Source organism: Phenylobacterium sp., from assembly GCF_036502675.1.
Lineage (GTDB): Bacteria > Pseudomonadota > Alphaproteobacteria > Caulobacterales > Caulobacteraceae > Phenylobacterium.
On sequence record NZ_DASXYF010000051.1, the window covers coordinates 24887 to 39111 of the forward strand.

At 72.9% G+C, this 14225-nt stretch carries 15 protein-coding genes; 2 read left to right on the top strand and 13 right to left on the bottom strand.

Annotated features, from left to right (window positions below):
• Positions 1 to 44: 44 nt before the first annotated feature.
• On the bottom strand, positions 45 to 1031 hold the full coding sequence (locus tag VGL30_RS05615; RefSeq protein ID WP_331537659.1) for a BON domain-containing protein: 987 nt from the start codon (positions 1029 to 1031) through the stop codon (positions 45 to 47).
• A 72-nt stretch (positions 1032 to 1103) separates the two neighbouring features.
• Positions 1104 to 1829, bottom strand: a complete 726-nt coding sequence (locus VGL30_RS05620; RefSeq protein WP_331537661.1) for an ATP12 family chaperone protein — start codon at positions 1827 to 1829, stop codon at positions 1104 to 1106.
• Between the two features lie 87 nt (positions 1830 to 1916).
• Here VGL30_RS05620 and VGL30_RS05625 point away from each other — a divergent pair, with 87 nt between their 5' ends.
• Together VGL30_RS05625 and VGL30_RS05630 are read left to right on the top strand one after the other, a co-directional pair.
• Positions 1917 to 3338, top strand: coding sequence for a DUF1800 domain-containing protein (locus tag VGL30_RS05625; RefSeq protein WP_331537663.1), 1422 nt, complete (start codon positions 1917 to 1919; stop codon positions 3336 to 3338).
• The gene (locus VGL30_RS05630) at positions 3335 to 4612 is read left to right on the top strand and encodes a DUF1501 domain-containing protein (protein WP_331537665.1); all 1278 of its coding nucleotides are present in this window, start codon (positions 3335 to 3337) and stop codon (positions 4610 to 4612) included. The genes VGL30_RS05625 and VGL30_RS05630 overlap by 4 nt, the downstream gene beginning before the upstream one ends.
• An 8-nt stretch (positions 4613 to 4620) precedes the next feature.
• Here VGL30_RS05630 and VGL30_RS05635 read toward each other — a convergent pair whose 3' ends face one another.
• The 11 genes from VGL30_RS05635 to rpsM all read right to left on the bottom strand — a co-directional run bounded on the left by VGL30_RS05635 (position 4621) and on the right by rpsM (position 14103).
• Positions 4621 to 5604, bottom strand: coding sequence for an RluA family pseudouridine synthase (locus VGL30_RS05635; RefSeq protein WP_331537667.1), 984 nt, complete (start codon positions 5602 to 5604; stop codon positions 4621 to 4623).
• Positions 5601 to 5984, bottom strand: coding sequence for a fluoride efflux transporter CrcB (gene crcB / locus VGL30_RS05640; RefSeq protein WP_331537669.1), 384 nt, complete (start codon positions 5982 to 5984; stop codon positions 5601 to 5603). The genes VGL30_RS05635 and crcB overlap by 4 nt, the downstream gene beginning before the upstream one ends.
• A 36-nt stretch (positions 5985 to 6020) precedes the next feature.
• Positions 6021 to 6512 carry a CC0125/CC1285 family lipoprotein gene (locus tag VGL30_RS05645; RefSeq protein ID WP_331537671.1) on the bottom strand — a complete coding sequence of 164 codons (492 nt, stop codon included), beginning with the start codon at positions 6510 to 6512 and terminating at the stop codon, positions 6021 to 6023.
• Between the two features lie 79 nt (positions 6513 to 6591).
• Entirely contained in the window at positions 6592 to 7323 is a 732-nt protein-coding gene (locus tag VGL30_RS05650; RefSeq protein WP_331537673.1) for an RluA family pseudouridine synthase, read from the bottom strand.
• Between the two features lie 160 nt (positions 7324 to 7483).
• Positions 7484 to 8791 (bottom strand): replication-associated recombination protein A, encoded by a 1308-nt coding sequence (locus tag VGL30_RS05655; protein ID WP_331537675.1) that lies wholly within the window; start codon positions 8789 to 8791, stop codon positions 7484 to 7486.
• A gap of 28 nt (positions 8792 to 8819) precedes the next feature.
• Positions 8820 to 10235, bottom strand: coding sequence for a Do family serine endopeptidase (locus VGL30_RS05660; protein ID WP_331537677.1), 1416 nt, complete (start codon positions 10233 to 10235; stop codon positions 8820 to 8822).
• Positions 10236 to 10331: 96 nt separating this feature from the next.
• Positions 10332 to 11600 carry a TCR/Tet family MFS transporter gene (locus VGL30_RS05665; RefSeq protein ID WP_331537679.1) on the bottom strand — a complete coding sequence of 423 codons (1269 nt, stop codon included), beginning with the start codon at positions 11598 to 11600 and terminating at the stop codon, positions 10332 to 10334.
• A 170-nt stretch (positions 11601 to 11770) separates the two neighbouring features.
• Positions 11771 to 12187 (bottom strand): 50S ribosomal protein L17, encoded by a 417-nt coding sequence (gene rplQ, locus VGL30_RS05670; protein ID WP_331537681.1) that lies wholly within the window; start codon positions 12185 to 12187, stop codon positions 11771 to 11773.
• 52 nt (positions 12188 to 12239) lie between these two features.
• Positions 12240 to 13256, bottom strand: a complete 1017-nt coding sequence (locus tag VGL30_RS05675) for a DNA-directed RNA polymerase subunit alpha (RefSeq protein ID WP_331537683.1) — start codon at positions 13254 to 13256, stop codon at positions 12240 to 12242.
• A gap of 73 nt (positions 13257 to 13329) precedes the next feature.
• Positions 13330 to 13719 carry a 30S ribosomal protein S11 gene (gene rpsK / locus VGL30_RS05680; protein ID WP_331537685.1) on the bottom strand — a complete coding sequence of 130 codons (390 nt, stop codon included), beginning with the start codon at positions 13717 to 13719 and terminating at the stop codon, positions 13330 to 13332.
• Positions 13720 to 13734: 15 nt separating this feature from the next.
• Positions 13735 to 14103 carry a 30S ribosomal protein S13 gene (rpsM, locus tag VGL30_RS05685; RefSeq protein WP_331537687.1) on the bottom strand — a complete coding sequence of 123 codons (369 nt, stop codon included), beginning with the start codon at positions 14101 to 14103 and terminating at the stop codon, positions 13735 to 13737.
• Positions 14104 to 14225 lie beyond the last annotated feature (122 nt).

Consider the following 14225-nt stretch of genomic DNA (forward strand, 5'->3'; position numbering starts at 1 on the left):
CTTACTCCCCGTCCTCTGCGGAATGTGGGAGGAAGAGGTCCGCGTCAGTGCGGGCCGCCGTCGTCCGGGGACTTCGGCAGTTCGCCCCTGGCCTGGGCTTCGACGATGCTGTCGCCGAAGCCGCGGCCGGCGCTGGTCAGGGGGTTGCCGGTCTCGAAGGGCTTGGCGCCGGCGACCTGGCCGATGCGCAGGTTGTTCTGCACGTGGTCGACGCCGCTGACGCGCTCCACCCGCCGCTCGGCCCGATGCTTGGCGTCGCGGTCGATGACCACGCCCGAGAGCGTCACCTCGCCGTTGAGCACGGTCACGGTCATCTCCGAGGCGTCCAGGTAGGGATCGTCGGTGAGGACGTCGTGCACGTCGTCGCTGATCCGCTGGTCGGAGCGGCGGTAGCCCTTCGGCCCCTTGCCGCGATGGCCGGCGGGGCCGGTCATCCGCGGGTCGTGCTCCGTGGCGCCGAACCAGGAGGCCACGGTGTCGGCGGCGCGGTCGAAGAAGCGGCGAGGCCCTTCGTCCCGCCGGTGCTCGCGGCGCGCCGCCTCGTCCCGGTCGCGGCGCAGGATGCGGGGCGTGTCGCCGCCCCCCAGGTCATGGCCGAAGCCGAAGCTGGCGTACTCGCCCGGCCTTGCGCCGCGCGGCTCGTAGTCGCGGTAGGGGTCCGCCGACCCGGCCTCGTACCGGTAGTCGCGGCCGGGCTCCTCGCCGTAGTCGCCCGCGGCCCCGCGATAGCCGTAGGGGTTGGCCGCCCGTGGTCCGCCGTAGGGCGGCGCGCCGCTGTAGCCCGACCAACGCCCGCCGCCGGGTCCGGCGTAGCCCTGGCTGGGATCGCGCCGCTCGGGCCCGCGCTCGGCGGCGGCGCGGCGCGGGACGTCATAGTCGTGGTCCCAGTCGGCGTCGTGCTCGTGGTCGCCGAAGCTGCGGTCTTCGGGGGCCTGGGCCCGGTAGTCGCCCCGGCTGTAGGCGTCGCGGCCGTAGCGTCGTTCGCGGCGCCAGCGCTCGAGGTCGCGCTCGTCATTCCATCGGTCAGCCATTACGGATTCTCCCTGTGTCGCAGGCCGGATTCGGCTCGCCAGGGGAACGGGAGAGGCCGGGCCTTGTTCCGCTCAGCCGAGGCTGCGGAACCAGCGTTCCAGCGTGCGGGCCTCGCCGCGCAGGCGCGCGGTGCGCTGGGCGGCCTCGGCGTCCTCGCCCCACATGTCCTCCTGCCAGGCCTCGTCCAGGCGGGAGAGATCGAAGGCCTCCTCGGCGCTCAGCCAGGCGCGGAGCGCCGCGATCGCCAGCACCGCGGAGCCATAGAGCGCCGCGCCGAACGCCAGGCCCGCGAGGCGGAAGTCGTCGAGCTCGAGGGCCAGCGCCCGGACCCGCGCCGGCGTCCGGGCCGGTTGGGCCTGGTGGACGATCCCGCGGGCGCGGACGAAGCTCAGGCCCGCCTCCCGCTCGGCCCGGGCCAGGATCGGGTCCCACCGTTCCGCCTGGCGTTCGGTCAGGGCGGCCGGGGCTTCGGCGCGGTAGCAGAGCAGGTCGCTGGCCGCGAACTGGGCCACGTCGGCGGCGGTGGGCTCCCGTGCGGCGGGGATCGCATCGATGGCGGTGTTGGCGAGCCGGGTGGCGTGCATGGCGGCCATCTCCAGGCGCTCGCCCTGGGCGGCCCATTCGTCCGCGATCAACCGGGCAAGAGCTTCGGTCGGCAGGACCAGCCGCGCGCCGCCCGGGGTGCGCACCGCCCGCTCGTCCAGCTTGACCAGGAAACCGCCCGGCTCCGGGGCGACGCTCACCGCCTTGTAGAACCGCCGCGGCTTGTCGCCCGGCTCCTTGAATCCCCGCTGCACGCGACGCCTCCAACCCCGCCCGCGACGGAAGCGGCGAGCGACCTGCGTGGAATGGGGGCGTTGGGAGCCCAGCGCAAGGAGGCCTGGATGATCGACAGGGACATGAAGGCGGCGATCGCCGTCACCCGGTTCGGCCTGGGCGGCCGCACGGGCGAGATCGACCAGGCCAGGTCCGACCCCGAAGGCTTCCTCCGCGCCCAGATCCGGCCGCAGGGGGCCGACCTGCCGGCGGGCGAGGGCGAGACCTCCGCCCAGCGGATCGCCGAGTTGCGCGCCTTCCGCCAGACCCGCCGCGACGCGCGCCCGGACGGGGCGGGGCGGAACGCCGGGACGCCGGACACCCAGGACCGCGACCCGGTGAAAATGGCGCGCCGCCTGCTGCGCGACGACACCGGCGCCGACTTCCTGGCCCGCGCCCGGCTGGCCGCCGGCGCCGAGGCGGGCTTCCGCGAGCGCTGGGCGCTGTTCTGGGCCAACCACTTCACGGTCTCGGCCACCAAGCTGGCCACCGCGACGGTGGTGGGCCCCTTCGAGACCGAGGCCATCCGGCCGCACGTGTTCGGCCGCTTCGAAGACCTGCTGGTCGCGGCCGAGACCCACCCGGCCATGCTGCTCTACCTGGACCAGGCCCAGTCGGTGGGGCCGGACAGCCGCGCCGCCCAGTTCCTGCGCCGCCGCCAGGCCCAGAACGGCCGCCAGCCGGGGCTGAACGAGAACCTGGCCCGCGAGATCCTGGAGTTGCACACCGTGGGCGTCGACGGCGGCTACGCCCAGGCCGACGTCACCGAGTTCGCCCGCGCGCTGACGGGGATCAGCATCGGCGGCCTGCGGACCGACGCCGAAGCCGCCGGGACGGCGATGTTCCGCGAGGCGGCGCACGAGCCCGGCGCACGGACCGTGATGGGCGTGCGCTATCCCGACGGCGGACGCGAGCAGGCCACGGCGATCCTGGCGGACCTCGCCGGCAAGCCGCAGACCGCCCGCTTCGTCTGCACGAAGATCGCCCGCCACTTCACCGCCGACCAGCCGGACCCGGCCCTGGTCGCCCGCCTGGAACGGAGCTGGACGGCCGGCGGCGGGCGGCTGGACAGGGTGGCCGAGACGCTGATCTCCGCCCCGGAGGCCTGGGATCCCCAACCGGCCAAGTTCAAGACGCCCTACGAATTCCTGGTGTCGAGCTGGCGGGCGGCCGGCGGCGGTCCGCGCGACATCGGCGCCCTGGCCGGGGTGCTGAACGGCATGGGCCAGAAGGCCTTCTCCGCCCCCTCCCCCAAAGGCTGGCCGGACGAGGCGCAGAACTGGGCGGCGCCCGACGCCATCGTCAAGCGGATGACCTGGGCGCAGGCCTTCGCCGCCGCGGCCGCCAGCGACCGGGACCCGCGCCGGCTGGCCGACCAGGCGCTGGGGGCGCGGCTGCGGCCGGCCACCGCCACGGCGATCGCCAGGGCCGAGTCGCGGCCCGAGGCCTTCGCCCTGCTGCTGATGAGCCCGGAGTTCCAACGCCGATGACCCCGCCCGCCCCCACCCGCCGCCAGGCGCTGGCCGCCGCCGCCGGCTTCGGCCTCTCCCTGCAGTTCCTCGCCCGCCAGGCCTTCGCCGCCACGGAGGGCGGGTTCGCCCGGCGCAAGCTGATCGTGGTGATCTGCCGCGGCGGCATGGACGGGCTGTCGGTCTCCCCGCCGGTGGGCGATCCGGACTATGCGGGCCTGCGCGGATCGATCGCGCTGGGCTCCGAGGCCCTGAAGCTCGACGGGACCTTCGCCCTGCATCCCGCGCTGCCCGGCATCCACGCCCTGGCCTTGGCCGGCCAGGCGCGCATCGCGCCGGCGGCGGCCACGCCGGATCGGGCGCGCTCGCACTTCGAGGCGCAGGACGTGCTGGAATCCGGCGCCACCGCCGCCTACGGGGCGTCCTCGGGCTGGCTGAACCGGGCGGTGGCGAGCCTGTCGGCCCAGCGGAAGGTGCAGGCGCTGTCGGTCGGTCCCACCGCGCCGCTGATCCTGCGGGGCAAGGCGCCCGCGGGCTCCTGGTCGCCGGGCAAGGTGGTGGACGGCTCGGCCCGACTGCCGACCCTGCTGCAGGACCTCTACAAGGACGATCCGCTGCTGGGCCCGGCGCTGGCCCAGGGCCTAGCCACCGAGGCCATGGCCCAGGCGGCGATGAGCAACCTGCCCGTTGCGCCCGACCCCGCCCCGGCCGCGGACAGCCAGATGGCGATGGCGGCGCCTGGCGGGCCGGCCGCTCCCGCGGCCGCCTATCTGCGGCAGGGCCAGGCGGCGGCCCGCAAGCTGGGCGCGACCCTCGCCGGCTTCATGGTCGAGGCCGGCGGGCCGCAGGTGGCCGCCCTGTCGCTGGACGGCTTCGACACCCACGCCAACCAGGGCGCGGCGCAAGGCGCCCTGGCGGTGCGGCTGGCCTACCTCGACGCGGTGCTGGACGGGATCCACACCGGCCTGGGACCCGCCTGGTCGGACACGGTGGTGCTGGTCGCCACCGAGTTCGGCCGCACGGCGCGGGTCAACGGCACGGGCGGCACCGACCACGGGACGGCCTCGACGGCCCTGGTGCTGGGCGGCGCCCTGAAGCGCGGCGGCGTGGTGGGCGACTGGCCGACGCTGCGGCGCCAGGCGCTGTTCGAGGACCGCGACGTGGCCCCCGCGCTCGACATGCGCGGCCTGTTCAAGGGCGTGCTGGCCGAGCACATGGGCGTTGGGCGGGCGGCGCTGGACACGGCGGTGTTCCCGGGCAGCGCCGACGTGCGACCGGCGGCCGGGCTGGTCTGACCAGCGCCTCAGCGGCGCCCGGGCCCCTGGAACGGGTCGTGCGCCGCCTCGTGCTCGTCGAAGCCGAAGCGGGCGAAGCCTTCGCGCATCTCGGGACTGAGCGGAGCCTCCAGCACCAGCGTGCCCTTGGTCGGGTGCGGCAGGACCAGGCGGCGCGCGTGGAGCTGCAGCTTGAGGTCGCCGGAGAGTTCGCGGGAGGCCTCGTCGCCGTACTTGGGATCGCCGAGGATCGGGTGGCCCATGGCCTTCATGTGGGCGCGGAGCTGGTGGGTGCGGCCGGTGAGCGGGCGCAGCGCCATCCAGGCCGCGCGAGGGCCGGCGCGGGCGATGGTGACGAACTCGGTCTGGGCGGCCTCGGCGCGGGGCTCCTTGGGCTCGGCCGGGACCATCAGCTCGCGGTCGCCGACCCCGCGCTTGACCAGCGGCAGGTCGAGCACGCCCTCCCCGGGCTTGGGGAACCCCATGACGATGGCCCAGTAGGTCTTCTGCGCCCGGCGCCGGGCGAAGGCGCCGGACAGGCGGGCGGCGGCCTGGGGCGACTTGCCCAGCACCAGCACGCCGGAGGTGTCGCGGTCGAGGCGGTGCACCAGCCGCGGGCGGGTCAGCCCCTCGCCCCAGGCGCCCAGCAGGCCATCGACGTGGCGGCTGGTCTTGGTGCCGCCCTGCACGGCGAGGCCGGCGGGCTTGTTGAGCACCAGCACCTCGTCGTCCTCATAGAGCGTCAGGGACCTGGCGAAGGCGGCGTCGCGGGAGCTGAGCGGGCGGTCGCGCTCGCTGGGCGGGGCGTCGGGCAGCGGCGGCACGCGGACCAGGGCGCCGGCCTCCAGCCTGGCGTCGGCCTTGGCGCGGGCGCCGTCCACCCGCACCTGGCCGGAGCGGATCAGCTTCTGCAGCTGGCCCTGGCCGAGGTGCGGCCAGCGGCGGCGGAACCAGCGGTCGAGGCGCACGCCGGCCTCGTCGGCCGCCACCGCGATGGTGCGGACCTCGTTCATGCGAACAGCCGCCGGGAGAGCAGCAGGCCGACGAACAGGGCGGCGACCGAGACCAGGACGGAGGCCGTGGCGTAGAGGGCCGCCGGCCCGTAGGCGCGGGTCTCGACCATGCGGGAAAGCTCCAGGGAGTAGGCCGAGAAGGTGGTGAAGCCGCCCAGCACGCCGACCGCCAGCAGCAGACGCAGCCGCTCCTGGTCCGCCGCGCCGCGATGGGCCAGGAAGCCCACCAGCACGCCCATCAGGAAGCCGCCGAGCACATTGGCCATGAAGGTGCCATAGGGCCAGTCGGGGCCGAAGCTGCGCAGGGCCCAGCCGCCCAGGAGATAGCGGGCCACGGCGCCCGCGCCGCCGCCGACGGCCACCAGCAGGAGGTTTCGCATCGCCTCCTTATGCGCGGTTGGGCCGCGTCGGCAAAGCTAGATCCGGGCGCCGGCCGACTTGCGGACTTCGCGGGCGTCGTAGACGTCGGCCCCGCGGGGCGCGGCGCCCTTGCCCAGCAGGATCTCCAGGGTCTGGGCGAGCGGCGGGCCGCCCCCGCCCAGGTTGAAGCTGGTCCCGATGCCGACGCCCACCGCGCTGTGGCGGCCGAAGTCGGCGCCGCCCGTACCGATGGACATCCGCGGCCGGCTGTCGGGACCGGCCTGGCGCAGGTCGCGCTCGACGACCCGGAACCAGTCGTAGCCCCGGTCGAGGGTCAGGTCGGCGGCGCGCAGCAGGGCGTAGTCGGCCACCTGTTCCGGCGGCGCGCCGGGGCCGCCGCGGAAGGTGACGCGGTAGCGGTCGGCCTCGATGCGGTACTCGGAGAAACCCACGCCCTGCGGCCCCGCGGCGGGCTGGTAGACGGTGGGGACGGCGGCGCAACCGGCCAGCACGGCGGCGGCGAGCAGAGCAAGGGCCAAGCGCTTCATCTTACGTTCGCTCCAGGCGGAAAACCGTTTTGGTTCCGGTGTTTGGAGCAGAAACGGACGAGGCCGGCGGCCGTTCCTGTCACCCCAGGCCGAGTCCGGTGGTCAGGTCGTCCATGTCGGGCGGGACCGGCGCCTCCAGCCGCGCCTCGCCGCCCGCGGGATGCGGAAAGCGCAAGGCCGATGCGTGCAGCATCAGCCGGGGCGCGGGACGGCCGCCGACGATGAGCGCGCCCCCGTAACGGGCGTCGCCGACGATGGGCCGGCCCAGGCTGGCCAGGTGGACGCGGAGCTGGTGCATGCGTCCGGTGTGCGGCTCCAGCTCCAGGAGCGCGGCGGCGGCGCCCCTACCCAGTGTGCGGTAGCGGGTGCGGGCGCTCTCGGCGTCCGGGTGGTCGGGAGCGCAGACGCGCATATAGGCTTCGCGCCCCAGCTCCTCGCGCCGCAGCGGCGTCTCGATCAGCCCCTGCGGCGGCTCGGGCGGACCCGGGGCGACGATGGCGCGGTAGGTCTTGAACACGCGGCGGCCCATGATCGCCTTGCCGAGGAAGCCGGCGGCGGGCTTGGTCTTGGCGGTGAGGATCACGCCGGAGGTGTCGCGGTCCAGCCGGTGCACCAGCCGCGGGCGCGCCTTGCCCGGCCGGGCGAAGGCCCAGAGCAGCTCGTCGAGGGTCTTGCCCGGGGTGCGGCCGGCCTGGCTGGAGAGCCCGGCCGGCTTGTTGAACGCCAGGATCTCGGCGTCCTCGAAGATCACCAGGCTGCGGACGAAGGCGTCCTCGTCGGGGGTCAGGCGCAGGGGGGTGGGCTGCTTCAAGCGCGGGGCTCCGACACTTGAAGATGCTCCCCCCCAGGGGGAGCTGTCAGCGAAGCTGACTGAGGGGGTTTCATCCCCGGCGCCGCGGCTGGAACCCACTCCACCGCTTCGCGGTCCCCCTCCCCCTGTGGGGGAGGATCTGGGGGGGCGATCGCAACCGTCATCCCTGGCTCCGCCTGGCGCGCTCGGCGGCCCAGGCCTCCAGGCGCTTCTTGATCCTGGCCTCGGCGCCCTTGCCCTTGGGGGCATAGAAGATCCGCCGTTCCATGCCGTCGGGGAAGTAGTTCTGGCCGGAGAAGCCCTGCTCCTGGTCGTGGTCGTAGGCGTAGCCCTTGCCGTACCCCAGGTCCTTCATCAGCCGGGTGGGCGCGTTGAGGATGTGCGAAGGCGGCATCAGCGAGCCGGTCTCGCGGGCCGCGGCCTGGGCCTGCTTGAAGGCGGCGTAGACGGCGTTGGACTTGGGGGCGGTCGCCAGGTGCACCACCAGCTGGGCCAGCGCGATTTCCCCCTCCGGCGAGCCCAGGAAGTCGTACGTATCCTTCGCCGCGTTGGCGAGGACGAGGGACATCGGGTCGGCCTCGCCGATGTCCTCGGCCGCGGCGCGGACCAGGCGCCGCGCGACGTAGAGCGGGTCCTCGCCGCCCGCCAGCATGCGGGCCAGCCAGTAGAGCGCCGCGTCGGGGTCGGAGCCGCGGATCGACTTATGCAGGGCCGAGACCAGGTTGTAGTGCTCCTCCCGGTCCTTGTCGTAGGCGGGGCTGCGCTTCTGCAGCACCTCGCCCAGTTCCTTTGTGGAGAGTGGGCTGGCCGAACCGATGTTGTAGAGGGTCTCGGCCAGGCTCAGCAGGTAGCGGCCGTCGCCGTCGGCCAGCGCGACCATCGCCTGGCGCGCCTCGGGCTGCAGCGGCAGCGGCCGGCGCTCGTGGGCCTCGGCCTTTTCCAGCAGGGTCTCCAGGGCCGCGTCGTCCAGGCGCTTCAGCACGAACACCTGGCAGCGGGACAGGAGCGCGCCGTTCAGCTCGAAGGACGGGTTCTCGGTGGTGGCGCCCACCAGGGTGACCACGCCGGATTCCACGAAGGGCAGGAAGCCGTCCTGCTGGGCGCGGTTGAAGCGGTGGATCTCGTCGACGAACAGCAGGGTCGACTGGCCCGCCGTGCGGCGGACGCGGGCGGCCTCGAAGGCCTTCTTCAGGTCGGCGACGCCGGAGAACACCGCCGACAGCTGGGCGAACTCGTAGCCGGCCTCGCGGGCCAGCAGGCGGGCGATGGTGGTCTTGCCGGTCCCGGGCGGACCCCAGAGGATCATCGACGACAGCCGCCGGGCCTGGGCCATGCGGCGGATCGGTCCCTGCGGCCCCAGCAGGTGGTCCTGGCCGACCACCTCGTCGAGGCTCTGCGGCCGCAGCCGGTCCGCCAGCGGCGCGGGCGCCTGGGGGGTCAGCCCGGCGGCTTCGAAGAGATCGGCCATGGGTCAGGATAGCATCGGCGGGGGCGGCTTAGGGAGTCAGCACCGCGTCGATCTGCTGGCCGCCGCGGACGATGGTGATGCGCCATTGCCGGGCGGAGGCGGCGGTGGCGGCGGCGAGGTCGGCGGTGGTGGCGATCTTGCGGCCGTTGACGTCGAGGATCAGGTCGCCCGGCTGGAAGCCGGCGTTCATGGCGAAGCCGCGGCCGACGCCGGTGATCAGCACGCCCTTGGCGGCGAAGGGATCGACGCCCAGCTCGTCGGCCACCGCCGGCGAGAGGTTGACCACCGTGGCGCCGTCGAAGGGGCTGCGGCCGGCGAGGGTGCGCTGGTCCTTGGGCGGGCTGGCGGGCGCCGGCTCGGCGCGGACGCTGAGCGCCTGCTCCGCCCCGCCGCCGCGTCGGACGCCCAGGCGGATGGTGTCGCCCGGCCGGTGGGTGGAGATCAGGTAGGTCAGGCTGGAGCCGTCGGCGAGCGGGCGGCCGTCCACCGAGACGATGACGTCGCCCTGCCGCAGGCCGGCGCGGGCCGCGGCGCTGTCCGGCCAGACGTCGGTCACCAGGGCGCCGATGGGGGCGGTCATGCCGAGCGAGCGGGCGATCTCGGCGGTGACCGGCTGGGCCCGCGCGCCCAGCCAGGGGCGCACCACCGCATGGCCGCCGCCGACCGCGGCCTCCACCACCCGCTTGACCATGGTGGCGGGCACGGCGAAGCCCACGCCGCTGGAGGTGCCCGAGCGGGAGAGGATGAAGCTGTTCACCCCGATCAGGTCGCCGTCCATGTCAACCAGGGCGCCGCCGGAGTTGCCCGGATTGATCGCCGCGTCGGTCTGGATGTAGCTGGAGGCGGCGTCGCCGGTGGGGTCGGCGGTGCGGTTGAGCGCCGAGACGATGCCGTTGGTGACGGTCTGGCCGACGCCGAAGGGGTCGCCGATGGCCAGCACCAGGTCGCCCACCTGGGCGTCGCCGCTGTCGTCGATGGGCAACACCGGCAGGCGGTCGGCGCCCACCTCGATCTTCAACACCGCCAGGTCGGTGCGCGGGTCGGCCAGCAGGATCTTGGCCGGGAACTCCCGGCGGTCGGCCAGCGCCACGGTGATCTCCTGGCCGCCCTCCACCACGTGGGCGTTGGTGACGATCACCCCGTCGGCGCGGACGATGACGCCGGAGCCCAGCGAGCCCTCGACGCGGTCGCGCGGCGCGCCCATGCCGAACATCTGCCAGAACGGATCGGCCTGCTGGCGCACCAGCCGCTTGGAGGAGATGTTGACCACCGCCGGCGCGGCCCGCTTCACCACGGGCGCGAAGGACTGCTTCATGGACAGCGCGCTGGAGGGCGCGGCGCGGCTGGGCTGGGCCAGGGCGACCTGCGCCTGGCTGCGGCTGGACGGGTCGGAGCAGGCGGTGAGCAGGACCAGGGCGGGAAGCAGGAGGCGATGCGGGCGCATTGAGGCTCCGGGTGTCGGCAGGGAACGTGCGGATCAGGCTGAAGTTTCGGGCGCAAAGATGGCGTCGGGCCCAGGCTTTCGCCAGCCCCTCCCCCGTCACCCCCCCGCGGGCTCGGCCTCGGGGACATCCCTGGGGCGCACGCCGAGCGAGATCGCCATGGCGGCCACCATCAGGGCGCAGGCGACGTAGAAGGGCGCGCCCAGCGGGGCCCAATGGCGCCAGGGGCCGATGGCGTGGGCGAAGACCTCGGTGAACAGGATCGGGCCGATGAGGCTGGCGATGGCCATCAGCCCCATGTTGGCGCCTTGCAGCCGGCCCTGTTCGGAGGGCGAGACCATGCGGCTCATCAGGCCCTGGAAGCCCGGGCTGACCAGGCCCATGAAGGCGAAGATCGGGATGCTGGAGAGGAAGAGGCCGGTGGTGGGCGCCGCGCCGTAGATCGCAAAGCCGACGGCGCCGGAGAACAGGCCGGCGAACAGGGCGCCGCGCTCGCCGAACTTCGCCACGAAGGGCCGCACGACCCCGCCCTGCACGACGATGGAGCCCACGCCCACCAGGGCCAGGCAGACGCCCACCATCCTGGCGCTCCAGCCGTAGCGGTAGTCGACGTAGGGCACCACGGTGCTCTGCAGCACCTGGTGGGCCAGGTAGAACAGGAAGACCACGGCGCCCAGGCCCAGCATGCCGGGGCTGGAGCGGTAGAGGGCGAAGGAGCCCACGGGGTTGGCGAGCTTGAAGCTGAACTTGCGGCGCCGCGCCTTCGGCAGGGATTCCGGCAGGACGAACAGGCCGTAGAGCCAGTTGGCGAAGGTCAGGCCCGCGGCGGCCCAGAACGGCAGGCGCGGGTCGATGTCGCCCAGCAGGCCGCCGAGCGCCGGGCCGAAGATGAAGCCGATCCCGAAGGCCACGCTGAGCACGCCGAAGCGGGCGGCGCGCTCCTTCGGCGGGGTGATGTCGGCGATGTAGGCGTTGGCGGTGGCGAAGGTGGCCGCGGTGACGCCGGAGACCAGGCGGCCGAGGAACAGCCAGAAGAGGTTGGGCGCCAGGGCCATGACCACGTAGTCGAGGCCCAGGCCGAACATGGAGATCAGCATCACCGGCCGGCGTCCGAAGCGGTCGGAGAGCGCGCCCAGCACCGGCGAGGCGAAGAACTGCATCAGGGCCCAGCAGGCGGCGAACCAGCCGATGTAGCGGGCCGCCGCAGCCGCTTCGCCATGGGTGAAGGCCTGGATCAGCCGCGGCAGCACCGGGATCACCACCCCCATGGCGATCATGTCCAGCATGACGGCGAAGAACACGAAGCCCAGGGCGGCGCGGCGGCGGCCGGCGGCGGGCTCCGGCGCGCCCTCGGAGGTGTCGGTCATCACGCGGTTCCCGGAGCAGGGTGCAGCTGGGCCGGACGGTATACAGGGCCGGGCGGCAGTGTCACGGCGGGAGTCCCCCGGCGGGCGACGAAGCGGACACGGCCCGGGCGAAAAAAGCCCCGGAACCAGGGGCTCCGGGGCTTTTCGAAATAGGAATTGGCTGGAAAGCCTCAGGCTTCGCCGAAGGCGTCCTGCTGGACCGGGCCGGAGTCCTTGCCCTTTTCGGCCGGGTCGCGGTCGACGAACTCGATCACCGCCAGGGGGGCGTTGTCGCCGTAGCGGAAGCCGGCCTTCAGCACGCGGATGTAGCCGCCGCGGCGCTCCGCATAGCGCGGGCCCAGCACGGCGAACAGCTTGGAGACCTGGTCCTTGTCGCGCACCTGGGCGATCGCCTGGCGGCGCGCGTGCAGATCGCCGCGCTTGGCCAGGGTCACCAGCTTTTCGACCACCGGCCGCAGCTCCTTGGCCTTGGGCAGGGTGGTGACGATCTGCTCGTGCTTGATCAGGCTTGCCGCCATGTTGGCGAAGAGGGCGGTGCGGTGGGCGCTGGTGCGGCCCAGTTTGCGTCGCGCGTAACCGTGGCGCATGGCGGTCTCACTTTCTCAGGGCGGGGCGTCTCTCGACGCGCCGCGTGACAAATCACATCTGGTCTTCGAACTTCTTGGCCAGCTCTTCGATGTTTTCCGGCGGCCAGTTGGGCACGTCCATGCCCAGGTGCAGGCCCATGCCGGCCAAGACTTCCTTGATCTCGTTCAGCGACTTGCGCCCGAAGTTGGGCGTGCGCAGCATCTCCGCCTCGGTCTTCTGGATCAGGTCGCCGATGTAGACGATGTTGTCGTTCTTCAGGCAGTTGGCCGAGCGGACGGAGAGCTCCAGCTCGTCGACCTTCTTGAGCAGAGCCGGGTTGAACGGCAGCTCGGGCTTGGCCTCGCCCTCGACCTTCTTCTTCGGCTCTTCGAAGGTGATGAAGATCTGCAGTTGGTCCTGCAGGATGCGGGCGGCGTAGGCCACGGCGTCCACCGGCGAGACGGCGCCGTTGGTCTCCACTTCCATGATCAGCTTGTCGTAGTCGAGGCTCTGGCCCTGGCGGGTGGGCTCGACGCGGTAGGCGACGCGCTTGACCGGCGAATAGAGCGCGTCCACGGCGATCAGGCCGATGGGGGCGTCTTCCGGGCGGTTGATCTCGGCGGGAACGTAGCCCTTGCCGGTCTGGACGGTGAACTCCATGCGCACCTGGGCGCCGTCGTCCAGGGTGCAGAGCACATGGTCGCCGTTGAGGATCTCGATGTCGGCGGGCGCCTCGATCTGGCTGGCGGTGACCGCGCCGGGACCGGTGGCGCGCAGGGTCATGCGCTTGGGGCCTTCGACGTGCATGCGCACGGCGAGTTGCTTGATGTTCAGCACGATGTCGACGACATCCTCGCGGACGCCCTCGAGGGAGGAGAATTCATGCACGACGCCGTCGATCTGGACGGCGGTGACCGCTGCGCCCTGCAGCGAGGAGAGCAGCACCCGGCGCAGGCTGTTGCCGAGGGTGACGCCGAAGCCGCGCTCGAGGGGCTCGGCCACCAGGCGCGCCTTGCGGTTGGCGTCGGAGCCGGTTTCGATCAGCGGCTTTTCGGGACGAATGAGCTCGTTCCAGTTTCTTTCGATCACGGGGTGTCCCTTGAAACGCAGGATCGCCGGCCGCGGGCGCGGTCCGGCGCAGGGAATAGCAGCAGATAGGTACTCAGACGCGCCGGCGCTTGGGCGGCCGGCAGCCATTGTGCGGAATGGGGGTGACGTCGCGGATGGTGGTGATGGTCATGCCGACCGCCTGCAGCGCGCGGAGCGCCGATTCCCGTCCGGAGCCAGGGCCGGAGACGCTGACTTCCAGCGTGCGCACGCCGTGCTCGGCGGCCTTGCGGCCCGCGTCTTCAGCCGCCATCTGCGCGGCGTAGGGCGTCGACTTGCGCGAGCCCTTGAAGCCCATCGCGCCGGCGCTGGACCAGGAGATGGTGTTCCCCTGGGCGTCGGTGATGGTGATCATGGTGTTGTTGAACGAGGCGTTCACGTGCGCCACGCCCGAAGTGATGTTCTTGCGCTCGCGGCGTTTGACGCGAGCCGGTTCCTTGGCCATCGGACTTGCCGCTCTCTACTTCTTCTTGCCGGCGATCGGCTTGGCCGGACCCTTGCGGGTGCGGGCGTTCGTATGGGTGCGCTGGCCGCGGACCGGCAGGCCCTTGCGGTGACGCAGGCCGCGGTAGCACGCCAGGTCCATCAGCCGCTTGATGTTGACGGCGGTCTCGCGGCGCAGGTCGCCTTCCACCGTGTAGTCGCGGTCGATGGCTTCGCGGATCTGCAGCACCTCGGCGTCGGTGAGCTGATTCACGCGCCGGCCCTCGTCGAGGCCGACCTTGTGTACGATCTCGGCGGCCTTCGCCTGGCCGATGCCGTGGATGTACTGCAACGCGATGACGACGCGCTTGTTCGTGGGGATGTTGACGCCTGCGATGCGGGCCACTGAAGATCTCTCCTGGTCACGCAGAGAAGCACGAACGGCGCCCCGGCTTTCGGCCGGCACGTCCCTCGCGCCCTTTCGCGGAAGCGCCTCGTTATAGGGATCGCTGCGTTTCCGTCAATGCG